The organism is Rhodoblastus acidophilus, from assembly GCF_009720655.1.
Taxonomy (GTDB): domain Bacteria; phylum Pseudomonadota; class Alphaproteobacteria; order Rhizobiales; family Beijerinckiaceae; genus Rhodoblastus; species Rhodoblastus acidophilus_A.
This window is the reverse complement of sequence record NZ_WNKS01000006.1, coordinates 48,988-73,649: the sequence shown is the minus strand read 5'-3', so window position 1 is coordinate 73,649 and position 24,662 is coordinate 48,988. Positions and strand designations below refer to the sequence as shown.

Genomic DNA, 24,662 nt, shown 5'->3' with positions numbered 1-24,662 from the left:
CGCCGGCTCAGTTCGTTGTCGGCGGCGCGGCGCCGTCCTTGCGCTTTTTGCGGCGCTCCTCGCCGGACGCTTTGGCCTCGGAGGCCTTGGCGTCGCCCTCCACGGGAGCCGAAACCCCGTCGGTCATGACCACGCGGGCCTCGCCGCCCTCGCGCAGGCGGTCGGAGCCGTCGACGACGATGCGGTCGCCCTCGTTCAGGCCCTCAAGGATTTGCACGATGTCGCCGTCGGTCTGGCCGAGCTTGACCTTTTGGACGGAAACCTTGCCTTCCGGAGACACCACCCAGGCGTAATCGCCGGGCGCGCCGTGCTGGATGCCGGAAATCGGCGCCGCCAGAGCCTGGGGAATGGTGTTGGCGAGCAGCCGGACATTGACGAACTGATTGGGAAAAAGCGTGTTGTCCTTGTTGTCGAAATAGGCGCGCAGCTTGACCATGCCGGTGGTGGCGTCGACCTGGTTGTCGATGGCGCGGGTCTCGCCCTTGGCCAGAAGCCTGGTGTTGGTGCGGTCGTAAACGTCGGTCTCAAGTGTCTTTCCGGCCAGCAATTGCGGCGCGACGCGGCGCAACGAATCCTCGGGGATGGAATAGAGCACCGAGATCGGCTGCAATTGCGTGACCACGACAATGCCGGCGCTCGACGAGGAGGAGGAGGCGGTTCCGGCGGTGACGTAATTGCCGGGATCGACCAGACGCAGGCCGACGCGGCCGTCGACCGGCGAGGTGATGCGGGCATAGGCGATGTTCAGCGCCTGCGCGTCGACCAGCGCCTGGTCGGCGGCGACGGTCCCCTCATATTGCTTGACGACGAATTTCTGGTTGTCCGCGGTCTGGCTGGCGATGGAGTTTTGTTTCAGCAGGCGCTGGTAGCGCTCCTCGTCGGCCTTCGCCTGGGCCAGAAAACCCTGGTCGCGGGCGAGTTGCCCCTCGTACTGCGCCTTTTGCGCCCGATAAGGCCGGTCGTCGATCTGGGCGAGGAAGTCGCCCTTCTTCACCTTCTGGCCCTCGACAAAACCGACGTCTTGCAAAACGCCGGAAATCTGGCTGACCACGGTGACGGTGGCGAGCGGGGTGACGGTGCCCAGCGCGTTGAGGATGACGTGGACGTCGCGCCGCCCGATCGTCGCCACGCCCACCGGCTGCGGGCCGCCGCGGTCGGATTTCTTCAATTGCGCGACGGGCGTCGCGACCTCGATGTTGCGGGTCCAGAGGAAACGGGCGCCAAGCCCGAGCGCCGCCAGCACCGCGATCCAGACCAGAATCGTGCGCAGCCGTCCGCGCGTCCGCGTGGGCGCGACAGGCGGCGCGGCGATGCGGCCGGCGGGGGCCTGCCGTTCGGAAGCGAAATGTTCCAAATCTTCGGTCGTCATTCCACGTCCATTTCATCGCCGGCGGGGCGGCGCAGCTCACGGATTGCGCCGTCTCCAGCACTTGGAGGCGGCGTCCCCGGGGATCAAGCCCTATTGCGGCGGAATCGGCAGAGACCGCGCCACCGCCTCGGAAAGCGGCGGCGGCTGTTCGGCGAGCAGCTCGGAGGCGTCGAAGCCGCCGCCGAGATACTGGATGAGGTTGACGGTGGCGGCGAACAGCGTCTGCCGGGAGTTCAGCACCGCCTCCTCGTCGGCGAGCAGGGTCGCCTGCGCCACCACCACCGTGGTGAAGGCGACGGTGCCCGCGCGGTACTGGTTGAGATAGACCTTGACGGCTTCCGCCGCCCGGTCGCGCGCCTGTTCGCGGATCTTCAGCTCCCTGGCGTAGATTCGCAAGGTGACGAGCTGGTCCTCGACCTCCTGGAAGGCGGTGAGCACCGTCTGCCGGTAATTGGCGACCGCCAGCCTGTAGGCGGCCTGCGCCGCGTCGGTCTGGGCGGCGCGCAGGCCGCCGTCGAACAGCGTGTCGGCGCCCTGGCCGCCGATCGACCAGATCAGATGCGCGGCGGTGAGCGGAAAGGCGTTCGCGCCCTCGAAACCGCCGGCGGCGTTGAAGGTGATCTGCGGGTAATAGGCCGCGACCGCCACGCCGATCAGCGCGTTCTGGGCCTGCATGGTCCGTTCGGCGCTGGCGACGTCGGGGCGGCGCTCCAACAGGCTGGAGGGCAGGCGCGCCGGAACCGGCGGCGGCAGATGCGCCAGGCTGCCGACCTTGATGGTCAGATCGGCCGGCGGGCGGCCGATCAGGGCGGCGATGGCGTGCTCGTATTGCGCGCGGCTGACGGCGGCGGACTCATATTGCGCCTGCGTGTTCAAGACCTGGATTTCCGCCGTGATCAGGTCGGCCTGGGACACCGTTCCGCTGTTGTACTGGTTGCGGGTGATGCGCAGGGTTTCCTGGTAGGCGGTGATGGTTCGCGCCAGCAGCGCCCGCAGCATGTCCTGGGTGCGCAGGTTGATATAGGCCAGCGCCAGTTGCGCCTGGGCCGAAAGCTTGGCGTTCTCCAGCAGGGCGAGGTCGGACTGGGCGAGGGCCTGGTTGGACTCGACCTGGCGGCGCACCTGGCCCCAGACGTCGAGCGTCCAGCTGATGGTGCCCTGCGGGTTCGAGACCCCAGTGGCGACGGCGTGGCGGGTCGCGCTGAGCGCGCCGCCCGTGCCGCTGCGCTGCCCGCTCCAGTTGGACGCGACGGTCGGCAACAGCCCGGACTGGGTCTCGCGCACGATCGCCCTGGCCTGTTCGTAAGCGGCGAGCTGGGCGGCGACATTCTGGTTGGTGACATCGACCTGGGATGCGAGGCGGTCCAGTTCGGCGTCGTGGAAGATCGTCCACCAGCGGCCCTTTTCCAGGGCGTCGCGCGGGCGGGCCGGCTTCCAGCCCTTGGCTTCCTTGAACTCGGCGGAAATGGGCGCTTCCGGGCGCTGGTAATCGGGACCGACGGTGCAGGACGCCAGGGTCAGGACGGCCGCCAGCGTTGCGAATCGGGCGATCGCTCGCTTGGCTCGTTCTCTCCTGTGCGAGGCCCGCGCGGCCATTTTCATTCCCTTCCGTCCGTCTGGCGGCTTCGTGTTAGCCCGGTGCGCCGCGGAAAGCGAGTCGCCGAGATGAACTCCCTATTGCCGCCATATGAAAAACTTGCAATGTCAGTTTGGCTTATCCGGGGCGCCACATGAACGGAAAATTAACGAAGGCCGGCGAGCCTTCGGTCGCCCGAGCCAGTCCCGCGCTCGGCTTGACGCGAGCGCGGCCGATGCGCTAGAGGCGCCTCGCGTCTTGCGGGCGTCGCCCGCGCCCCCCGCGCAAAATCAGGAGCAATGTGGTGAAATGGCCACGCGATCGCGTCAGAGTCTCCACATGCTGGAATATGCCGGCTTTCGCGTCATGGGCTTCATGCTTTCGGCCCTGCCGGTCGAAGCGTCATCGAAGCTCGGCGGCTGGCTGGTCGGCTGGTTCGGGCCGAAATCGAAGAAGCGCCATCCCCGCCTGCTGCGCAACCTGAAGTCCGCCATGCCGGAGCTCGACGACGCCGGCGCGGAAAAGCTCGCCGGCGAGGTCTGGCGCAACCTTGGCTTCGTGCTCGGCGAATTCTTCCATCTCGACGAGATCGCCCGGGGGCGAGTCGCGGTCGAAAATCCCGAAGTGCTGCGCGCCATCGCCGCCGCCGGCAAGGGCGCCGTGTTCTGCGGCGCGCATCAGGCCAATTGGGAGGGCGGCGGCGCCGTCCTGGTCGACTTCGGCTTTAAGCCGCTCGGGGTCTATCACCCGATGTCCAACGCGCTGGTCAACGCCCGCGTGCTGGCGACGCGGCTGAAATATTATCCCGGCGGCCTCATGGCCAAGCGCGATCCCGAAACCCCCGTGGCCATGATCCGCTATGCCCGACAGGGAGGCGGAATCGCCTTCCTGGTCGACCAGCAGGTCCATATGGGGCTGCAAACCCCGTTCTTCGGCCGTCCGGCGCAGAGCACGCCTTTTCCCGCCATGGTGGCGCGCCAGTGCGGCATTCCGCTGGTGCTGATCACCGGGGAACGTTTGCCGGGCGTCAAATTCCGCATGCGCGCGCAGGTGATCGACGTGCCGCGCACCGAGGACCGCAACGCCGACATTTTCGCCGCCACCGCGGCGATGCAGGCGGAGCTGGAGCGCACGATCCGCCAGCATCCGGAACAATGGATGTGGACCCACGACCGCTGGAAGTGAAAATTACGGCTGCGGGCGCGCCGCGAAGGCGTGATAGAACCGCACCTGCGCGCGATAGATCGGGCGCGACAGCTCGCGCCAGAGCTTTTCCTGGGCGGACTTGCTGGGGTGCTGAATCGTCGAGCCGCCGAGCGCGCTGGAGATCTCGTAAACGCCGGACGGCGTGAAAGTCAGCAGTTCGACGCCGGTGATCCAGCTCATCTGCAAAAACGTGTCGACGGGCCGGTCGAACCGCTCGGTGACCGCGAGCAGGCGGCGCGCGGCGGCGTTGGAGACGAATTGCGCCAGCGCGCGCAGCGGCGGGGCGCTGGGATGGTTCAGCGTCACGCGCTGGCCCGCGCCGGGGCGGCGGCGCATCGCCGGCGCCAGCGCATAGTCCCATTGGCTCCGGGACGCCTTGGCGAAGGCGCAGGTGCGCGCGAAGACGCTGGCCTCGACATGCGCGTCGTCCTCGAAGATCAGCCCGAAATCCAGCCCGTCCTCGACAATGCGTCGCCAGGCGGCGCGATGGGAGAGGAAGGCGCCGATCTCGGCGCGGTTGAGGCCGAGGTAAAAGCGCGGCGCATGAAGCTGGCGCGCGTAAACCGTCGCGATCTCGGCCTCGCTGAGCGCCAGACCGTCGACGGCGGCAAGAATTTCGGTCGGCATGGGCGTGGCGGCGGCGATCGCCTCCGCTTGCGCCCGCCTCTGGCGGGCCCGTTCCAGATGAAGAATGAAGGCCTTGCAGTCGGACACGAGGACGCCCCGGATTTTCTTGTCTTTCTAGCCGCGGGGCGTGTTGTTGTCACGTCGCGGCGCCCAATCCGTGACCTGTTTACCAGTTCGACACCACTCCTTGCGTATAGTCAAGTCAAGCTCAAGAGTTGCTCGGCGAATCGAACGACTTGGCTGTGGCGCGCGAGGGCGTTTTGGTATATGTCTGCCTTTCGGCCTGCGGGACTGCCACGCGCGAATAGTTTTTGGGCTTGGGCCCTGGGCGAAATTTCGTTTGGAGCAACAATTTGGCTTGGCCAATTTTTGTGATTTCGCTGAAACGCGCCATGCAAAGGCGCGCGGCGAGCAAGCGGGCGCTCGATGCGATCGGGCTGCCGTTCACGTTTTTCGACGCCGTCGAGGGGGCGGAGCTTGACGACGCCGAGGTCGCCCGCGTCTATGACGCCGACCTGAACGCCCGCCAGTACAAGCGACCGCTGTCGCGGCCGGAAATCGGCTGCTACCTGAGCCATCACGCCTTGTGGCGGCGCATCGTCGACAACGATCTCGAAGGCGCCGTCATTCTCGAGGACGATTTCGAGACGGATTGCGTCCTGGGCAAGGTGGTCGAGGAGATCGGGGCCACGCCTCCCTCCGGCGCGCTGGTCAAGCTGTTTTCACGCAAGCCGGTGCTGGGGACGACGGTCGCCCACATGACGGGCGACCGTCGGCTGGTCTCGCCCAAGCGCGTGCCGGGCTTGACGCTCGGCTACGCGCTCGACCGCACCGCCGCCGAAATGCTGCTCGTCAACGCGCTGCCGTTCAGCCGGCCGCTCGACATGGACATCAAGCACTGGTGGGAGTTCGGCCTGCCGGTGCTGGTGGTCGATCCGCCGCCTCTGCGCATCGGCGAGCTGGGGCTGCGCAGCCACATCACCGCCTCGCGGCTGGAGGCGGCGTCCCAGGCCAATGTCGGAGGGATGCGCCGGTTCATGGCCAATATCCGCTACCAGCTCGATTACAATGTGCAGCTCTTCCAGGCGCGCGGCGACAACCGCCGCGCCGTGCGTCGGCTTCAAGAGCAGATGACGAGCCACGGTTGATGCGGCCTGATACTGGACGAAGGAACCTCGTCGTCGTGCGCGCGGGGCGAAATTCTTTGCACCCGCGCTGGCTGGCCGGCGCGCACGCGCGCAGCTTCGATCTGATCGTCAGCGTCTATGACCCCGAAGCCGCCTTCGAACACGGGCCCGACACGCCCGTCGTGCTGCGTCCCGGCGGGAAATGGGACGGCCTCCACGCCGTGCTGGCGCGGGAGGGGGCGCTCGACGGTTATGACTATGTCCTGCTGCCGGACGACGACCTCGACATGCGCGCGGCCGATATCGAGGCGATCTTCGCCGCCATGCGCCGCCACGACCTCGATGTGGCGCAGCCCGCGCTGAGCTGGGACAGCTATTTTTCCCATTTCTCCGTGCTGGCCTGTCCCGGCTTCACGTTGCGCTACGTGAATTTCGTCGAGATCATGGCGCCCTGCCTGCGCCGCGACGTGCTCGAAAAAATCTTGCCTGATTTCGCCTACACCCAGAGCGGCTTCGGCCTCGACTATGTCTGGTGCCGGCTCTCCGACGACCCGCGCCGGCGCGCCGCCATTCTCGACTGCATTCCGGTCCGCCACACCCGCCCCGTCGGCCGCGTGCTGCGCGGCCAGATGGCGAAACGGGGCTTGATCGCCGAGGACGAAGAGGCGGTTCTGCGCGAGAAATTTGGCGTGACCGGACGGCATCGCCCCTTGTTCTACGCGGGCATCGACGAGAGGGGGCGCCGGGTCGAGGGGCGCGGAGCGCTGGCCTTGCGCATGGCCTGGGGTTATGCCCGCGTTCATCGCAAGCTCGGCATGCAGGAGCCGCCGCTGCGCAACATCCTGACCATTCTGCGTCGGCAATTCACGCGGCGCCCGCAACTCACGCCGCTGCGCCGCTCCGGGGAAGCCTGATGCCTCTGCCGCTCGCCGCCACACTCATCTGCAGAAATGAGGAGGCGTGCATCGGCGCCTGTCTGCAAAGCCTCGCCGATTGCGCCGAGATCATCGTGGTCGATTCCGGATCGACCGACCGCACCCTGGCCATCGTTCAGGATTTTGCCGAACGGGGTTTTCCCATCGTGCTGTACCGGCGCGACTGGCCGGGTTACGCGAAACAAAAGCAGTTTGCATTGGAGCAGGCGCGCGAAAACTGGGTGCTCAGCATCGACGCCGACGAATGGCTCGACGCCGATCTGCGCGCCGCATTGCCGGGGTTGCTGGAGGCGCCGGCCGAGGTTGGGGGCTGGCGGCTGCCGCGGGTGCTGACGCTTTACGGCGAGACGGCGCCGCCGCCGGCCTCGGTGCGGCCCGATCCGATCCTGCGGCTGGTTCGCCGGGAGGGCGCGCGTTTCGACGAGGACGTGCTGGTGCACGAGGGTCTCGTCGTCGAGGGCGAGATCCGCGATGTGGCGCGCGGGCTGCTGCGGCACGAGCGCGGCTTGCGGCTCGACGCGCAAATGCCCAAGGAGATTCTTTACGCGCGGCTCAAGGCGGAGCAGCGCATCGCCGCCGGGGAAAGGCCGAGCGTCTTAAAGCTGGTCTTCAATCCGCCGCTGTATTTCTTCCGCATTTTTGTTATGCGTCGCGTGTTTCTGTGCGGCGCGCCCGGCTTCATCCACGCCATGACCGGAGCGATCTATTCCTTCATGGCCGAGGCGCTGCATTTCCAGATGGCGCGGGAGAAGCGGGCAAAGTAGGGCCGAAGCGGCGCCGCTCTCCTTCTCCCCTTGCGGGAGAAGGTGGCGCGAAGCGCCGGATGAGGGGTCTTTTCCTTCGTTTTCAAATGGATGATACGGTTTCCGCAAGATCGCTTCGCGATCCGCGAAAACGAAATCGCGCGGAAATCCTTCAGGCGAAGGGCGGATTTCCGCGCGAGCGGGATACGATTTCCGAACTGATCCTTCGGAAATCGTATGAGCAGTGGTCGGCGCACCCCTCATCCGTCTCGCCGCCTGACGGCGGCGAGCCACCTTCTCCCGCAAGGGGAGAAGGCAGAAACCCCAGCGCTCGTCAAAACAAAGGCCGCTTTCGCGGCCTTTGCTTTGTCCTTTATTCCGCCGCCGGCAGGGCCGGGGGCTGCAGCTGCGCTCCGGCGGAATCTTCCGCCTTCTGCTGCAGGATCAGGTCGTCGCGGGTGTTGGCGATGTTGCGCAGTTTCGACATGGCCGCGCCCGTGCCCGCCGGGATCAGCCGGCCGACGATGACGTTCTCCTTCAGGCCTTCCAGCGTGTCCACCTTGCCGTTGACGGCGGCTTCGGTGAGGACGCGGGTGGTCTCCTGGAAGGAGGCGGCCGAGATGAACGAGCGGGTCTGCAACGAGGCCTTGGTGATGCCGAGCAGCACCGGGGTGCCGGTGGCCGGCTTGCCGCCCTCGTTGACAACCTTTTCGTTGGCCTCGTCCATTTCCAGCCGGTCGACCTGTTCGTTGGCCAGGAAGTCGGTGTCGCCGGGATCGACGATATCGACCTTTTGCAGCATCTGGCGAACGATCACCTCGATGTGCTTGTCGTTGATGCTCACGCCCTGCAGGCGATAGACTTCCTGGATTTCGTTGACGAGGTAGGCCGCAAGCTCCTCCACGCCCTTGATCGCCAGAATGTCATGCGGCGCGGGATTGCCGTCGACGATGTAATCGCCCTTTTCGACGATGTCGCCATCCTGCAGATGGATGTGCTTGCCCTTCGGGATCAGGTACTCGACGGGATCGCCGCCCTCTTCGCTCGGGATGATCGAGAGGCGCTGCTTGTTCTTGTAGTCGCGGCCGAACTGCACCGTGCCCGAGATTTCCGCGATGATCGCGTGGTCTTTCGGGCGGCGCGCCTCGAACAGTTCCGCGACGCGCGGCAGACCGCCGGTGATGTCGCGGGTTTTCGCCGAGTCCAGCGCGATACGGGCGATGATGTCGCCGGCCTGGACCGAAGAGCCCGGATCGAAGCTGATGATCGAATCGACCGGCAGCAGGTAGCGGGCCTCGCCGCCGCGCGCCAATTTCAGGATCTTGCCGTCCTTGCCCTTGATCACCAGCGCCGGCTTGAGGCCGGACGACCGGGTGTTCATGCGCCAGTCCATGACCATGCGCTTGGCGATGCCGGTGGCCTCGTCGACGGATTCTGACATCGACATGCCTTCGACCAGATCCTCGAAACCGATGACGCCATCGACTTCGGTCATGATCGGACGGGTGTAGGCGTCCCATTCGGCGATGCGCTGGCCGCGCTTGACCTTGTCGCCCTCGTCCACCTTCAGCCGCGAGCCGTACTGGACGCGGTGGGTGGCTTTTTCCGTTCCATCGGGGCCGACCACGACAATGGCGACGTTGCGCGCCATGACCATGACGTCGCCTTCGGAATTGCGGGCGACATGGCGGTTGCGGATGCGCACTTCGCCATCGAAACTCGATTCGATGAACGAGCTGTCGGCGATCTGCGCGGCGCCGCCGATGTGGAAGGTGCGCATGGTGAGCTGGGTGCCGGGCTCGCCAATGGACTGCGCCGCGATGACGCCGACCGCTTCGCCCATGTTGACCGGCGTGCCGCGCGCGAGGTCGCGGCCGTAGCACCTGGCGCAGACACCGTTGGTGGCTTCGCAGGTCAGCACCGAGCGGATCATCACTTCCTGGATGCCGGCGGCGTTGATCCGGTCGATGTGCCATTCCTGGATCATCTCGCCGGTCTTGACGATCACCTCGCCTTCCTGGTCGACCAGATCCTCCGCCGTCGTGCGGCCGAGGATTCGGATCGACAGCGGCGCCACCACCTGGCCGGCGTCGATGATCGCCCGCATGCGGATGCCGCGGGTCGAACCGCAGTCCACCGTGGTGATGATCGAATCCTGCGCCACGTCGACGAGACGGCGGGTCAGGTAACCCGAGTTCGCGGTCTTCAACGCCGTATCCGCGAGTCCCTTACGGGCGCCGTGGGTGGAGTTGAAGTATTCGAGAACGGTCAGGCCTTCCTTGAAGTTCGAGATGATCGGGCTCTCGATGATTTCGCCCGAGGGCTTGGCCATCAGGCCGCGCATGGCCGCGAGCTGGCGCATCTGCTCGCGCGAGCCGCGCGCGCCGGAATGCGCCATCATGTAGATCGAGTTGATCGGCGCGTCGCGGCCGTTCGTGTCTTTCTTGACGGCGGAAATGCCGTTCATCATCTCGTCGGCGAGCACGGCGGAGCACTTGCCCCAGGCGTCGACGACCTTGTTGTATTTCTCGCCCTGGGTGATCAGACCGTCGAGATATTGCTGCTCGTATTCCTTGGCGAGGTTGCGCGTCTCCTCGACGATGCGCTTCTTCGCCTCGGGCACGACCATGTCGTCCTTGCCGAAGGAAATGCCGGCCTTGCAGGCCTCGCGGAAACCCAGCGCCATGATCTTGTCGCAGAAAATGACCGTCTCCTTCTGACCGCAATTGCGGTAGACGGTGTCGATCATCGCGGAAATCTCCTTCTTCGTCATCAGCTTGTTGGCGACGTCGAAGGGGACCTTTACGTGCTTGGGCAGCAGCTGGCCGAGGATCATGCGGCCCGGCGTGGTCTCGAAGATTTTCGCGACGCGATTGCCGTTTTCGTCATAGGTCCAGCCGCGGCCCTTGACCTTGGCGTGCAGCGTGACGCTTTTCGAGAACAGCGCATGCTCGATCTCGGACATTTCGGCAAACGCCATGCCCTGGCCCGGCTCGCCATCGCGCATCAGGGTCAGGTAGTACAGGCCGAGCACGATGTCCTGCGACGGCACGATGATCGGCTGGCCGTTCGCCGGGTGCAGGATGTTATTGGTCGACATCATCAGCACGCGGGCTTCCAGCTGAGCCTCAAGGCTCAGGGGCACGTGGACCGCCATCTGGTCGCCGTCGAAGTCGGCGTTGAACGCCGAGCAGACCAGCGGATGCAGCTGGATCGCCTTGCCCTCGATCAGCGTCGGCTCGAACGCCTGGATGCCGAGGCGGTGCAGCGTCGGCGCGCGGTTGAGCATGACCGGGTGTTCGCGGATCACCTCGTCGAGGATGTCCCAAACCTCGGGCTTTTCCTTCTCAACCAGCTTTTTGGCCTGCTTGACGGTCGCCGACAGGCCTTTGGCGTCGAGACGCGAGTAAATAAAGGGCTTGAACAGCTCCAAGGCCATCTTTTTGGGAAGGCCGCACTGGTGCAGTTTCAGCTCGGGACCGACGACGATGACCGAGCGGCCGGAATAGTCGACGCGCTTGCCCAGAAGATTCTGGCGGAAGCGGCCCTGCTTGCCCTTGAGCATGTCGGCGAGCGACTTCAGCGGACGCTTGTTGGCGCCGGTGATGACGCGGCCACGACGGCCGTTGTCGAACAGCGCGTCCACCGCTTCCTGAAGCATGCGCTTCTCGTTGCGGATGATGATGTCCGGAGCGCGCAGTTCGATCAGCCGCTTCAGGCGGTTGTTGCGGTTGATGACGCGGCGGTAGAGGTCGTTGAGGTCGGAGGTGGCGAAGCGGCCGCCGTCCAGCGGCACCAGCGGACGCAGGTCCGGCGGGATCACCGGCACTTCGGTGAGAATCATCCACTCGGGCTTGTTGCCGGAATTGATGAAGGCCTCGATGATCTTCAGGCGCTTGGCGAGCTTTTTCGGCTTCAGCTCGGTGGTCGCCTCGGCGATCTCCACCTTCAGCTGCGCCGCGATGTTCTCGAGGTCCATGTTGCGCAGGATCTCGCGGATGGCTTCCGCGCCGATCATGGCGGTAAACGAATCCTGGCCGAACTCGTCCTGGGCGACGAGATATTCCTCTTCGCTCAGCAGCTGACGGTTTTTCAGCGAGGTCAGGCCGTTGTCGATGACGATGTAGGATTCGAAATACAGAATGCGCTCAAGGTCCTTGAGCGTCATGTCGAGCAGCAGGCCGATGCGCGACGGCAGCGACTTCAGGAACCAGATGTGCGCGACCGGAGCGGCGAGCGAAATGTGGCCCATGCGGTCGCGGCGGACGCGCGACAGCGTGACTTCGACGCCGCACTTTTCGCAGATGACGCCCTTGTACTTCATGCGCTTGTACTTGCCGCACAAGCACTCGTAATCCTTGATCGGCCCAAAAATGCGGGCGCAGAACAGGCCGTCGCGCTCGGGCTTGAAGGTGCGGTAGTTGATCGTTTCGGGCTTCTTGATCTCGCCGAACGACCAGGACAGAATCTTTTCCGGGCTGGCGATGGAAATTTGAATCTGGTCGAAAGCCTGCGGCTGGACGACCGGATTGAAGAGATTCATGACCTCTTGGTTCATGCTTTGCTCCTGCGATCCCGAGGGGGATGCTCGCTCGAATGTCTTTTCATACGCGCAACCGGCAAGCGGTTGCGGAGGGGGTGGGAGGCGTTGACGCCTCCCAAATTATTCGGCGGCTTCGGCCGGCGGCAGTTCGCCATCGACGCCCGGCGGCGTGGACTGGGCCAGCTCGACATTGAGGCCGAGCGAGCGCATTTCCTTGACCAGCACGTTGAAGCTCTCGGGAATGCCCGATTCGAACGTGTCGTCGCCGCGCACGATGCTTTCATAGACCTTGGTGCGGCCCGCGACGTCGTCCGACTTCACCGTCAGCATTTCCTGCAAGGTGTAGGCGGCGCCATAGGCTTCGAGCGCCCAGACCTCCATTTCGCCGAAGCGCTGGCCGCCGAACTGCGCCTTGCCGCCCAGCGGCTGCTGGGTGACGAGCGAGTAGGGGCCGATCGAGCGCGCGTGGATCTTGTCGTCGACGAGATGGTGAAGCTTGAGCATGTAGATCACGCCCACCGTCACTTTTCTGTCGAATGCCTCGCCGGTGCGGCCGTCATAGAGGACGGTCTGGCCGGACGCGTCCAGGCCGGCCTGTTCCAGCATCTTGACGATGTCGGGCTCGCGGGCGCCGTCGAACACCGGCGTCGCAATCGGCACGCCGCGCGTCAGGTTCTGCGCGACTTCCAGCAGTTCGACGTTTTCGAGGCGGTCGAGGTCATCGATCTTCGCGCCCTCGCCATAAAGGCCCTTGAGCGTTTCACGCAGCGGCCCAGATTCCATCGAACGCTGGTAGGCGTTGATGGCCTCCGCCACCTGCTTGCCGAGGTTGCGGCAGGCCCAGCCCAGATGCGTCTCCAGGATTTGGCCGACGTTCATGCGCGAAGGCACGCCCAGCGGGTTGAGCACGATGTCGACGGGGGTGCCGTCGGCGAGGAAGGGCATGTCCTCCTGCGCGAGAATGCGCGAGACCACGCCCTTGTTGCCGTGGCGGCCCGCCATCTTGTCGCCGGGCTGGATCTTGCGCTTCACCGCGACGAAGACCTTGACCATCTTCATCACGCCCGGCGACAGCTCGTCGCCGCGCTGCAGCTTTTCGACCTTGTCGAGGAAGCGGCTCTCAAGACCCTTCTTGGCCTCGTCGTACTGCTTCCGCATCGCCTCGATTTCGCCCATCATGGCGTCGTCGTTGATGGCGAACACCCACCACTGGCTGCGCGGATATTCATCCAGCAGTTCGCGGGTAAGAGTCTGCTCCTTCTTAAAACCTTTCGGGCCTGACAGAGCGACCTTGCCGATCAGCATGTCCGAGAGACGCGCGTAGACGTTGCGGTCCAAAATGGCCTGCTCGTCGTCGCGGTCCTTGGCCAGACGCTCGATCTCCTCGCGTTCGATCGCCTGGGCGCGTTCGTCCTTGTCGACGCCGTGGCGGTTGAACACGCGCACTTCCACGATCGTGCCCTGCACGCCCGGAGGCACGCGCAAGCTGGTGTCGCGCACGTCGGACGCTTTCTCGCCGAAGATGGCGCGAAGCAGCTTTTCTTCGGGGGTCATCGGGCTTTCGCCCTTGGGCGTGATCTTGCCCACCAGAATGTCGCCCGCCTGAACCTCGGCGCCGATATAGACGATGCCGGCTTCGTCGAGATTCTTCAGCGCCTCTTCCGAGACGTTGGGAATGTCGCGGGTGATTTCCTCCGGACCCAGCTTGGTGTCACGCGCCATCACCTCGAACTCGTCGATGTGGATGGAGGTGAAAATGTCTTCCTTGACGATCTTTTCGTTGAGGAGGATGGAGTCCTCAAAGTTGTAGCCGTTCCAGGGCATGAAGGCGACGACCACATTGCGGCCGAGCGCGAGATCGCCCATGTCGGTCGACGGGCCGTCGGCCAGAATGTCGCCCTTTCGAACCACATCGCCGACGCGCACCAGCGGACGCTGGTTGATGCAGGTGCTTTGGTTGGAGCGCTGGAACTTCATCAGGCGGTAGATGTCGACGCCCGGCTTGCCGGCGTCGAGCTCTTCCGTCGCGCGGATCACCACGCGGGTGGCGTCGATCTGGTCGACGACGCCGGCCCGGCGCGCCGCGATGGCGGCGCCGGAGTCGCGGGCGACCACGCCTTCCATGCCGGTGCCGACCAGCGGCGCGTCGGCGCGCACCAGCGGCACGGCCTGACGCTGCATGTTCGAGCCCATCAGCGCGCGGTTGGCGTCGTCGTTCTCAAGGAACGGGATCAGCGCCGCCGCGACGGAGACCAGCTGCTTGGGCGACACGTCCATGAAGTCCACGGTGTCGCGGGTGTGCATCACGACTTCGCCGGCCTGACGGCAGACGACGAGGTCTTCCATCAAATTGCCCTGCTCGTCGAGCGTGGCGTTGGCCTGGGCGACCGAATATTTGCCCTCTTCCATCGCCGAGAGATAGACGACCTCGTCGGTGACGTTGCCCTCCTTCACGCGACGGTAGGGGGCTTCGATGAAGCCGTATTTGTTGACGCGGGCGAAGGTCGCGAGCGAGTTGATCAGGCCGATGTTCGGGCCTTCCGGCGTCTCGATCGGGCAGATGCGGCCGTAATGGGTGGGATGCACGTCGCGGACTTCGAAGCCGGCGCGCTCGCGGGTCAGACCGCCCGGACCCAGCGCCGACAGGCGGCGCTTATGGGTGATTTCCGAGAGCGGATTGGTCTGGTCCATGAACTGCGACAGCTGCGACGAGCCGAAGAATTCGCGCACCGCGGCGGCGGCGGGCTTGGCGTTGATCAGGTCCTGCGGCATGACCGTGTCGATGTCGACCGAGGACATGCGTTCCTTGATCGCGCGCTCCATGCGCAGCAGGCCGAGGCGATACTGGTTTTCCATCAACTCGCCGACCGAGCGGACGCGGCGGTTGCCGAGATGGTCGATGTCGTCGATCTCGCCACGGCCGTCGCGCAGGTCCACCAGCGCCTTGACCACCGCCAGAATATCGGCGCGGCGCAGCACGCGCACGCTGTCCTCGCAGTCGAGGTCCATGCGCATGTTCATCTTCACGCGACCCACGGCCGAAAGGTCGTAGCGTTCGGGATCGAAGAACAGCGAATGGAACATGGCCTCCGCCGAATCGATGGTCGGCGGCTCGCCCGGACGCATCACGCGATAGATGTCGAACAGGGCCTCTTCGCGCGAAGAGTTCTTGTCGACCGCAAGCGTGTTGCGGATGTAGGGGCCGATGTTGATGTGGTCGATGTCGAGGATCGGCAGTTCGTCAAAACCGAGGCCGATCAGGCTTTCGAGCGATTTTGCCGAAATCTCGTCGCCGGCTTCGGCGAAAATCTCGCCGGTCTGCGGGTTGAACAGGTCTTCGGCGATGTAATGGCCGTACAGGTCCTCGTCCACCGCGCGGATGAACTTGACCTTTTCGGCGAGCTGCCGGGCGGCGCGCGCGGACAGCTTCTTGCCGGCCTCGACGACGACGTCGCCGGTGTCGGCGTCGACGATGTCGATCGTCGCCTTGACGCCCTTGAGGCGGTCGGCGTCGAACGGCAGGCGCCAGCCGTCCTTCTCGCGCTTGTAGGTCAGCGTGCGATAGAAGGACTTGAGGATTTCCTCGCCGTCGAAGCCCAGCGCATAGAGCAGCGACGTCGCCGGGATCTTGCGGCGGCGGTCGATGCGGGCATAGACGATGTCCTTGGCGTCGAACTCGATGTCGAGCCAGGAGCCGCGATAGGGGATGATGCGCGCGGCGAACAGGAGTTTGCCGGAGCTGTGGCTCTTGCCCTTGTCATGGTCGAAGAACACGCCGGGGGAGCGGTGCATCTGCGAGACGATGACGCGCTCGGTGCCGTTGACGATGAAGGTGCCGTTCAACGTCATGAAGGGCATGTCGCCCATGTAGACGTCCTGCTCCTTGATGTCCTTGACCGACTTGGCGCCGGTGTCGGGGTCCACATCGAACACGATCAGGCGCAGGGTGACCTTCAGCGGCGCAGCGAAGGTCATGCCGCGCTGGCGGCACTCGTCCACGTCATATTTGGGCGCTTCGAACTCATATTTCACGAATTCCAGCAGGGACGCGCCGGAAAAGTCGGAAATCGGGAAGACCGATTTGAACACGGCCTGCAATCCCTCGTCGGCGCGGCCGCCCTTCGGCTCCTCCACCATGAGGAATTGATCGTAGGAAGCCTTCTGCACTTCGATCAGATTGGGCATCACCGCGACTTCGCGGATATGACCGAAGAATTTGCGGATACGCTTCCGGCCGGTGAACGTTTGCGCCATGTCGCTCCTCGCACCTCATTGCTGGCGGGTCCGAATTGACCTCCGCCCCTCCCGACGGTCGGCAAGGACCTGGCCGGGGATGCGCGGCCCAGAAACCGCGCAAATTCCTGGAAGATTTTGTGTTCGTGAGGTCTTCCCCCTCACGCCCAAGCTTTCGGCCCCTTGGGACGGCTTGGCGGCCCCGGGGGAAACCCCGGGACCGCCGTTGTTCGTGCCGAGCGCGGGACGCTTGCGGCGCCCCTCGCGTCAGCTCGGCGTCGCATTCGCTCCTGGCCATGCCCGCGAGCGGGCGTGGCGGAACAAGGACGCCGAAGCGAATTACTTGAGCTCGACCTTGGCGCCGACCTTCTCGAGGGCGTCCTTGATCTTCTTGGCGTCGTCCTTGGACACGCCTTCCTTGAGCGGCTTCGGCGCGCCTTCGACGAGGTCCTTGGCTTCCTTGAGGCCCAGGCCGGTGATGGCGCGGACTTCCTTGATGACTTCGATCTTCTTGTCGCCGGCGGCGGCGAGAACGACCGTGAACTCGGTCTGCTCTTCGGCCGGAGCGGCGGCGGCGCCAGCGGCCGGAGCGGCGGCGACGGCCACGGCGGCGGCGGCGGACACGCCCCACTTCTCTTCGAGCATCTTGGCCAGATCAGCCGCTTCCAGAACGGTCAGGGCGGAGAGGTCTTCGACGATCTTTTCGAGGTTAGCCATTGTAATGGTTCCGTTGTCTTGAGTTTGGTTCGTTTAACGATTTGCTTCGCCGGGCCGCGGTCACGCGGCGGCGTCGTCCTTCGCGGCATAGGCCCCGACCACGCGCGCCAGCTTGCTGGCGGGAGCGGTCGTGAGCTGCGCGAGCTTGGTCGCCGGGGCCTGGAGAAGGCCAACCAGCTTGCCGCGCAGTTCGTCCAGGGACGGCAGGGTCGCAAGCGACTTCACGCCATCCGGATTCAGGGCCGTGGTCCCCATGGCGCCGCCGAGGATGACGAACTTGTCGTGATCCTTGGCGAAGGCCGCAGCGACCTTGGGCGCCGCCACCGGATCGGCCGAATAGGCGATCAGGGTCGGGCCCTTGAGAAGGGCGCCGATGGAGGCGACGTCAGTGCCGTCGAGGGCGATCTTGGCGAGGCGATTTTTCGCCACCTGCACGCTCGCGCCAGCCGCACGCGCCTGCTTGCGCAGGTTCTGCATCTGGGCGACGGTCAGGCCGGAATATTTCGCCACCACGACCACGCCCGTCTTCGAGAAGACGTCATGGAGCGTGGATACGGCTTGTTTTTTTTCCGCTCTGTCCACAGTGCTCTCACTATGTAGGCGCAATCGAAAGCTGATCACGCCGGTTGCCGACATGCCGTGATGCTTTCGCGTCACGGCGCCGATGCCTGTCCCCACTCGAGGACGCGCCTTGACGCGCCCCGTGGATCAGAGGGTTCGAACCAAACTTGTGTCCGGCGGTTGAGCCGCCGGGAAATCCGGTCTTTCCCCGTCTATGCTGGCCGCGCACGGAAAACCGTGGCGCCGATTAAGCTTCCCGAAAGGGAAGCGCCGGCAGTCTCGGACAGGACGGGTCGAAGCGCTCAAACCTGGGGCTCAAGCATTTCGGCCCTTCCGCCGCTGCGGACGCCTTGCGGCGCCTTCAGCGGAAGTTCTCCCCGCGCCGGGCAAAGATTCGGACAAAACCTTAGGCGCCGATCCAGACCCTTCGGTCCGGGGCGCTCAAAAATCTTGTTCGCGGCTGTCATCCGACCAAAGCGGAAATCGCCCTTTGCGACTTGCACGGGAAAACGGGGATGGGATGCATCCCCGAATTTTGTCTTTTAACGATGTTCGTTCCGCCTGCCAAGAGGGGCGGAACGAAATTTTGCAAATTGTCAAGCGCCCCGACGCAAATTCGCGTCAAGCCCTATTTAGTGCTGCGCCACGGAAATGGAAGAGGGATCCACCTTCACGCCCGGGCCCATGGTCGAGGAAATCGCCACGCGCTGCAGATAAGTGCCCTTGGCGCCGGCCGGCTTGGCCTTGACCACCGCGTCGACAAACGCCGCGATGTTTTCCGCCAGCTTCTCGTCGCCGAACGAAGCCTTGCCCACCGAGCCCTGCACAATGCCGGCCTTTTCGACGCGGAATTCGACCGCGCCGCCCTTGGAGGCGGCGACCGCCGCCGTGACGTCCATGGTCACGGTGCCGACCTTCGGGTTCGGCATCAGGCCGCGCGGACCCAAAACCTTGCCGAGACGGCCGACCAGCGGCATCATGTCCGGCGTGGCGATGCAGCGATCGAAATCGATCGTGCCGCCCTGGACGATGGTGACCAGGTCTTCCGCGCCGACCACATCGGCGCCGGCGGCCTTGGCTTCATCGGCCTTGGCGCCGCGCGCGAAAACGGCGACGCGCAGGGTGCGGCCGGTGCCGTTCGGCAGGTTGACCACGCCGCGCACCATCTGGTCCGCATGCTTGGGATCGACGCCGAGGTTCAGCGCGATCTCGACGGTTTCGTCGAACTTGGCCGAGGCGCGCTCGCGCACCATCTTGATGGCGTCGGCGACGGGATAGAGCTTGGTGCGCTCAATGCCCTCGCGGGCTTTCGTAATACGCTTGCCGCTCATGGCTTACCCCACAACTTCCAGGCCGATGGACTTGGCGGATCCTTCGATCATCGCCATGGCGGACTCGACGGAATGCGAGTTCAGGTCGGCCGCCTTCTTTTCCGCGATCTCGCGGATCTGGTCGCGGGTGACCTTGCCGACGAAGCCGCGGCCCGTGGTCTTGGAGCCGGACTTGATGCCGGCGGCCTTCTTGAGGAAGAACGTGACCGGCGGCTGCTTCATCTCGAAGGTGAAGCTGCGGTCGCCATAGGCGGTGATGATGACGGGGATCGGGGTCCCCTTTTCCATCTGCGCGGTCTTGGCGTTGAACGCCTTGCAGAATTCCATGATGTTCAGGCCGCGCTGACCGAGCGCGGGACCGATCGGCGGCGACGGATTGGCCGAGCCGGCCGGAACCTGAAGCTTCACGTAGCCCGTGATCTTCTTTGCCATAATGGCTGCTCCCAAGGGATGATTCGTTTAAGCTTGCGCCAAAACGAAAATGCGCGGCGACGGGTTTGTGCCGGTCCGCGCGGGTTGCAGGTTGCGGTGCGGTTTTTTTACCCGGCTGGCGACCGGAAAACCTCCCGCAGATGTGGGCCTTAACCGGGGAAGCCCGGATGAGGTTGGGCGTCTCTATAGGGAAACGGGCGGCTTGACAAGTTTTTTCGCGCAGCCGTCACACGGGAATGGCGATCGGCTGGCCCTTTTCAAGAATATACGTCGAAATGATCTTCATCGGACGGTCGCCGTTGCGGAGAAGATGCGGCCGTCGCGCCGCGATCACCACGCCGTCGCCGGCTTTCACCGACATGGGCTCCGCCCCGTCCAGCTCCAGGATGGCCGAGCCCTCGACAATATAGCCGGATTCGACGCCGGGATGGATGTGGCGCGGCACAAGGGCGTTCGGATCGACCAGCGCTTCGGCGAGCACGGTTTCGAAATCGGGCGTCGGCCCCTGGCCGCGGCGCAGGATCGTTCTTCTGACGCCCGTGGGCGCGGCCGGCGATTCGGCGCGGACCGGGGTTGCGAAAAAACCCGCTGGTTGGCTTGCAAGGGCGCAAAGCAGGCATTGCGCGATGCTGCGACGTGTCAGCATGGTCTTTCCCTGTCTTTGGCGGGGCGTCGCGGCCCTTGGGCCGCACGCCTGTGCAGGCTGATGCGGAAACGGCGGCGCGTCAGCCCTGGTGAGTCGTTTGGCGCGCGGTTTCGGCGGGCCGGGCCGGCGCCCATCGACCTCATGGGTCAGGCCTGGCGGCGGTCAGTGCTTCTCGCGCCGTTTCAGGGCGGTGAGCGACGAATTGGACTCGAAACATTCGCCGCCGGCGAGCTGCGCCCATTCCGTCAAAGCCGAAGCCAGCAATTCCGTGGCCTCGCTGCCGGTGAAGCTGCACGATTTGGCCAGCATGCGCATCTGCAAGGCGAGATAATGGGCGTTGACAACGGTTTCGAGCAATGATGCGCCTTCATCCGCGTTGCGGCTCGGCGGGTTCGATCCGTTCTGCTCGTCCTGCAATGCAGCCTTCATGTCGCGCTCCTGTAAAATTTATGACTGATGCCCTTGATCATCCTATGGCGGAATGGAGCGGCTAAATGTTAAGTTTACACCAATTGTAGTTTTGGCGGAGCATTTTGGCGGGTTGCCGTTCCGCAACCTTGTATGTGGACTCCATGGCTCACAAGTCAATCGACATTCCATCGATCGTAAACGCCTGCAGGGTGTTTGGACGCCTGACCGAACAGGAGCGTCGCGAACTCTGCGGAAAGGCGAGAATCGAGCATTATCACGAGCGCACGTTGTTGACCGAGCGGGAGGATCGCCCGGAATACTTGCGCTACGTTGTCGAAGGCAGTCTGGATTACACTTTGTCCACGGCCGATGGCGGATTCTCCTACTTGCCAATTCTTCCAGGAAAATGGATGAGCTGGATCGGCGTGTTTGGTACGGCGCCGATGATGTGCGACCTCTGGAGTTCGCCCAATGCGACGCTGGTCGCGCTTCCCGCCCGCGACCTCCAGCGCATGGTCGGCGCCAATCCGGCCGCGCTGCTCGAAGTCATCGATCTCGTCGGCGAGTGGACCCGCCTGCTCACCGGCTGGGCCTTGTCCTTCGCCGCCTTCGGTCCAGAAAAACGTCTTGTTTATCTGTTGCTTCTGGCCTCGTCCGACGCCGTGGCGCTGGCGCGCGAGGGGCACGCGGCGCCGGTCACCCAGACCCATATTTCGCAGTTCGGCTTCGGCTCGCGCCAGAGGGTCAGCCGCCTGCTGCGCGGCCTCGCCGACAAGGGGCTCATCCAGATGAAGTATGGCGGCGTGGTCATCCCGTCGCGCCTGCGGCTCGAAGCTTTCCTTGCGGGTGATTCGCTGCGCGACAGGGTGTCGTAGGCGCGAAGCGGCTCCCGGATGTCTCGTCCGGAAACCGCTTGTCGCGATGTTCAGCGCGGGCGTCAGTGCGCCGGCGCCTTGGCTGCGGCCGCGCGATGGGCGACGATGGCGTCCGCCGACTTGCCGACCATTTCGGTCCAATGGTCGAATTTCTGCGTGAACGAACCGACGCCCGCCGTCGCCGAGCGCAGCTCGACGATCAGCCCCTCCATTTCCGCTTCGGGAATCAGGGCGTTGAGCACATCCCAGCCGTCCCAGCCCGGGCGCGCGTCATAGCCGAGAATCTGGCCGCGCCGTCCCGAGACGATCGCCGTGATCTTCGACAGGCAATCGCTCGGCGTGGTGATTTCGACCGCCTGGATCGGCTCCAGCAGCACCGGGCCGGCCTTGGCCAGGGCTTCCGCCACGCCGATTCGCGCCGCGGTTCGAAACGCCATGTCGGAGGAATCCACCGTGTGGTAGGAGCCGTCCGTCAGCGTCACCGCCACGTCCACCACCGGGAAGCCCAGCGGGCCCCGCTCCAGCGCATCCCTGCACCCCTCCTCGATGGCGCTGAAATAGTTTCGCGGAACGGCGCCGCCGTGAACGGTTTCGTTGAAGGCGAAACCCTCGCCGCGGGGCAGGGGGCCGACGTCCAGCACCACATCGCCGAACTGGCCGTGGCCGCCGGACTGCTTTTTATGGCGCCCGCGGACGTTGACCGTGTGGCGGATGGTCTCCTTGTAGCCGACCGACGGCTTTTGCGTCTCGACCACCACGCCGAAGCGCGCGTTCAGCCGCTCCAGCGCCACGCGCACATGCATCTCGCCCTGGCCCAGCAGGCGCATTTCGCTGGCCTCCTGGTCGTGGACGAACACCAGCGACGGGTCCTCCTCCGAGAGCTTGGCGATGGCCGTGGCCAGGCGGGCCTCGTCCTTGCGGTCCTTCACCGCCACCGCCAGCGCATAGGCCGGCTGCGGCGGCGCGACGGGCGGAATCGCCTGCGCGGGCGCGCCGGACGTCGATGCGCCACTCTTGGCGTCGCCAAAAGTGTCGCCGGTGGCGACATGGTCGAGGCGGCCGAAGGCGACGCAATCGCCTTCCTCGATCCTGGACTGCTTGGTGGCGGTGAGGCCCATCAGCCGGGACAGGCCGGCGATGCGGTCCTCGCCGCGCGCGCTCTTGACCACGCCGCCGTCGGCGAAGCCGCCGCGCAGCACGCGCGAAAAACTCAGCTTGCCGCCATGCGCGGTGTGGACGGTCTTGATCGCGTGGGCGAGGGCCGGACCCTCGTCGGCGATTCCCAGGCGCGCGCGGACTTGCGCGATGGCCGGCGCCTCGTGGCGCAGCGCCTTGAGCAGGCGGGTGACGCCATGGCCCTCCGCCGCCGAGCCGATCAGCACCGGGGCGACCAGGCCTTTGCGCAGATCCAGGGTGAGGTCGTCGAACACCTGGTCGCGCGGCGGCTCGATGTCGGAGAGCAGCTCCTCCATCAGCGAGTCGTCATAGTCCGCCAGCTTCTCCAGCATGGTGTAGCGGGCTTCCTTCTCGGTCGGCAATTCGCCGGCGGGGACGTCCACCACCACGGAGGGGGCGTGTTCGCGATAGACGAAGGCGCGCTCCAGCGCGAGATCGATGAAGCCGGTGACGATGCCGTTCTGCCAGATCGGAATCTGCCGCAGCAGCAGGGGGGTGCGCGAGGCCGGCTGCAGCAGGGCGAGGATTTCGCGGATGCGCGCGGTGGCGGCGTCGATCTTGTTGAGGAACAGGATGCGCGGCAGGCCGAGCTCTTCGAGTTCGCTCAGGATCACGCGCAGGGCCGGCAGCTTGCGCTCGTCGGCCTCGCACACCACCACCGCCGCGTCGCAGACCGGCAGGACGTTGCGGGCCTCGTGGGCGAATTCGATGGAGCCGGGGAGGTCGACGAAGGTGAAGCGGTCGCCGAGATAATCCACGGAGGCGACGTTGGCCTCGACGCTGGCGGCGTGGGCGCGGGCCTCTGGGCTGGAATCGCCCACCGACGAGCCGTCGCGTACGGAGCCCTGGCGCGAAAGCGCGCCGCCGCGGGTCAGGATGGATTCGAGCAGGCTGGTCTTGCCGCTCTGGAACGGGCCAACCAGCGCGATCAAGCGCGGGCCCGAAACGCGTCTGTCGCCGGGCAGAACTTCGCTCATCTTAAGCCTCCTTCGGCTTTTCAGGTCCGTGCTATGACGGGCCTTGTCGCAAATATTTCACTTCTGTCGCTTTTTGCCAATGATCAAGATCATGGCTCAAGCTTAAGCTTTTGACGTACCGTCACAAACAGCTCGCGGGGCCGGGATTCGCGGGAAAAGAAAATATTTGACTATTTCACTAGAAAAAATATTTTAGCGTCGTTCATGGGGAGCGGCGACGGATGGCTTTGAGCGGTTTGGTGGAATGGCCCTTTGTTTTTTCTGGGCTTGTGGTCGGCGGCGTCGTCGGTCTGACCGGCGTCGGCGGCGGCGCGCTGATGACGCCCTTGCTGGTGCTGGCGTTCGGCATCCACCCGGCGACCGCGGTCGGCACGGACCTTCTCTACGCCGGACTCACCAAGATCGCCGGCTCCACCGTCCACGGCGTCAACAAGGCGATCGACTGGAAGGTGGTCTTTCGGCTGGCCGCCGGCAGCGCCCCGGCCGCGCTCCTCACTTTGTTCGGCCTGTCGCATCTGGGCTTCAAGTCCGGACAGGCCGGCTCCGCGATCACCTTCGCGCTGGGGATCGCGCTGCTGCTGACCTCGGTTTCGCTGCTGTTCCGCCCCTGGCTGGTGGCGCGCATGGCGCCCAAATTCGACGCGCTGTCGGACCGCGCCATCGGGGCGCTCACGGTGACCTTGGGCGCGGCGCTCGGCGTGCTCGTCACCATTTCGTCGGTCGGCGCCGGCGCCATCGGGGTGACGGTGCTGCTGATGCTCTATCCGCGCATGCCCACGCTGCGCATCATCGCCTCCGACATCGTCCACGCCGTGCCGCTGACCCTGATCGCCGGCGCGGGCCACTGGGCCATGGGCTCCGTGGACTGGCGGATGCTGGCGTCGCTGCTGGTCGGCTCGATCCCCGGCATCATGATCGCCAGCGCCTATGCAGCAAAGGCGCCGGACAAGCTTTTGCGCGGACTGCTGGCGGGCGTGCTGGTTTTGGTCGGGGCCAAGCTGGCGTTGCATTAGAGGTTTTGGCTTGTATTTTCAGAGACGTTTCGGAGGGGCGAAGTCTTCACAAAAAGTTGTTTCCAGCGCGTTCCGAGAAAGCGCATCCATACCCGTGTTCGTGATGTAAACTTGGCTCGGCGAACAGCCGGGAACTATTTTCCTCAATGTATTGAGAGAGGTAC

The 24,662-nt window shown here is 65.0% G+C and carries 18 protein-coding genes; 6 read left to right on the top strand and 12 right to left on the bottom strand.

Annotation, left to right across the window (positions count from 1 at the left end):
- Positions 1 to 7 precede the first annotated feature (7 nt).
- Both GJ654_RS09045 and GJ654_RS09040 read right to left on the bottom strand, forming a co-directional pair.
- The gene (locus tag GJ654_RS09045) at positions 8 to 1,369 is read right to left on the bottom strand and encodes an efflux RND transporter periplasmic adaptor subunit (RefSeq protein ID WP_155445832.1); all 1,362 of its coding nucleotides are present in this window, start codon (positions 1,367 to 1,369) and stop codon (positions 8 to 10) included.
- A gap of 90 nt (positions 1,370 to 1,459) precedes the next feature.
- Complete coding sequence (locus GJ654_RS09040) at positions 1,460 to 2,965, bottom strand: efflux transporter outer membrane subunit (protein WP_246664672.1); 1,506 nt, start codon at positions 2,963 to 2,965, stop codon at positions 1,460 to 1,462.
- Positions 2,966 to 3,254: 289 nt separating this feature from the next.
- Between GJ654_RS09040 and GJ654_RS09035 the strand changes: the two genes are divergently transcribed.
- A complete protein-coding gene (locus GJ654_RS09035; RefSeq protein WP_196305481.1) occupies positions 3,255 to 4,130 on the top strand; it encodes a lysophospholipid acyltransferase family protein in 876 nt (291 codons plus the stop codon).
- A gap of 3 nt (positions 4,131 to 4,133) precedes the next feature.
- Here the strand turns inward: GJ654_RS09035 and GJ654_RS09030 are convergent, their stop codons facing one another.
- Positions 4,134 to 4,865, bottom strand: a complete 732-nt coding sequence (locus GJ654_RS09030; RefSeq protein WP_155445829.1) for a glycosyltransferase family 25 protein — start codon at positions 4,863 to 4,865, stop codon at positions 4,134 to 4,136.
- Between the two features lie 284 nt (positions 4,866 to 5,149).
- Between GJ654_RS09030 and GJ654_RS09025 the strand changes: the two genes are divergently transcribed.
- The 3 genes from GJ654_RS09025 to GJ654_RS09015 are packed head-to-tail and all read left to right on the top strand — an operon-like array spanning position 5,150 to position 7,604.
- Complete coding sequence (locus GJ654_RS09025) at positions 5,150 to 5,926, top strand: glycosyltransferase family 25 protein (RefSeq protein WP_264586184.1); 777 nt, start codon at positions 5,150 to 5,152, stop codon at positions 5,924 to 5,926.
- A gap of 56 nt (positions 5,927 to 5,982) precedes the next feature.
- A complete protein-coding gene (locus GJ654_RS09020; protein WP_155445827.1) occupies positions 5,983 to 6,819 on the top strand; it encodes a hypothetical protein in 837 nt (278 codons plus the stop codon).
- On the top strand, positions 6,819 to 7,604 hold the full coding sequence (locus GJ654_RS09015) for a glycosyltransferase family 2 protein (RefSeq protein ID WP_155445826.1): 786 nt from the start codon (positions 6,819 to 6,821) through the stop codon (positions 7,602 to 7,604). The genes GJ654_RS09020 and GJ654_RS09015 overlap by 1 nt, the downstream gene beginning before the upstream one ends.
- 352 nt (positions 7,605 to 7,956) lie before the next feature.
- On the opposite strand, the gene rpoC is transcribed toward GJ654_RS09015, so the two are convergent.
- The 8 genes from rpoC to GJ654_RS08975 all read right to left on the bottom strand — a co-directional run bounded on the left by rpoC (position 7,957) and on the right by GJ654_RS08975 (position 20,475).
- Positions 7,957 to 12,141, bottom strand: coding sequence for a DNA-directed RNA polymerase subunit beta' (gene rpoC / locus GJ654_RS09010; protein ID WP_155445825.1), 4,185 nt, complete (start codon positions 12,139 to 12,141; stop codon positions 7,957 to 7,959).
- A 105-nt stretch (positions 12,142 to 12,246) separates the two neighbouring features.
- Positions 12,247 to 16,380, bottom strand: coding sequence for a DNA-directed RNA polymerase subunit beta (gene rpoB, locus GJ654_RS09005; RefSeq protein WP_155445824.1), 4,134 nt, complete (start codon positions 16,378 to 16,380; stop codon positions 12,247 to 12,249).
- A 318-nt stretch (positions 16,381 to 16,698) separates the two neighbouring features.
- Positions 16,699 to 17,076, bottom strand: coding sequence for a 50S ribosomal protein L7/L12 (gene rplL / locus GJ654_RS09000; RefSeq protein ID WP_155445823.1), 378 nt, complete (start codon positions 17,074 to 17,076; stop codon positions 16,699 to 16,701).
- Positions 17,077 to 17,136: 60 nt separating this feature from the next.
- Positions 17,137 to 17,658: a 50S ribosomal protein L10 gene (rplJ, locus tag GJ654_RS08995; RefSeq protein ID WP_184425149.1), complete on the bottom strand. Its 522-nt coding sequence runs from the start codon at positions 17,656 to 17,658 to the stop codon at positions 17,137 to 17,139.
- Positions 17,659 to 18,269: 611 nt separating this feature from the next.
- Positions 18,270 to 18,968, bottom strand: a complete 699-nt coding sequence (rplA, locus tag GJ654_RS08990; protein WP_155445822.1) for a 50S ribosomal protein L1 — start codon at positions 18,966 to 18,968, stop codon at positions 18,270 to 18,272.
- A 3-nt stretch (positions 18,969 to 18,971) separates the two neighbouring features.
- Positions 18,972 to 19,400: a 50S ribosomal protein L11 gene (gene rplK, locus GJ654_RS08985; RefSeq protein WP_155445821.1), complete on the bottom strand. Its 429-nt coding sequence runs from the start codon at positions 19,398 to 19,400 to the stop codon at positions 18,972 to 18,974.
- A 226-nt stretch (positions 19,401 to 19,626) separates the two neighbouring features.
- Positions 19,627 to 20,046: a cupin domain-containing protein gene (locus GJ654_RS08980; protein WP_155445820.1), complete on the bottom strand. Its 420-nt coding sequence runs from the start codon at positions 20,044 to 20,046 to the stop codon at positions 19,627 to 19,629.
- A 162-nt stretch (positions 20,047 to 20,208) separates the two neighbouring features.
- Positions 20,209 to 20,475 (bottom strand): hypothetical protein, encoded by a 267-nt coding sequence (locus GJ654_RS08975; protein WP_155445819.1) that lies wholly within the window; start codon positions 20,473 to 20,475, stop codon positions 20,209 to 20,211.
- 143 nt (positions 20,476 to 20,618) lie between these two features.
- Here GJ654_RS08975 and GJ654_RS08970 point away from each other — a divergent pair, with 143 nt between their 5' ends.
- Positions 20,619 to 21,332: a Crp/Fnr family transcriptional regulator gene (locus GJ654_RS08970; RefSeq protein ID WP_155445818.1), complete on the top strand. Its 714-nt coding sequence runs from the start codon at positions 20,619 to 20,621 to the stop codon at positions 21,330 to 21,332.
- A gap of 62 nt (positions 21,333 to 21,394) precedes the next feature.
- Here GJ654_RS08970 and GJ654_RS08965 read toward each other — a convergent pair whose 3' ends face one another.
- Positions 21,395 to 23,485 (bottom strand): elongation factor G, encoded by a 2,091-nt coding sequence (locus GJ654_RS08965; protein ID WP_155445817.1) that lies wholly within the window; start codon positions 23,483 to 23,485, stop codon positions 21,395 to 21,397.
- Positions 23,486 to 23,706: 221 nt separating this feature from the next.
- On the opposite strand from GJ654_RS08965, the gene GJ654_RS08960 reads away from it, so the two are divergent.
- Positions 23,707 to 24,498 (top strand): sulfite exporter TauE/SafE family protein, encoded by a 792-nt coding sequence (locus GJ654_RS08960; protein WP_155445816.1) that lies wholly within the window; start codon positions 23,707 to 23,709, stop codon positions 24,496 to 24,498.
- Positions 24,499 to 24,662: the final 164 nt, after the last annotated feature.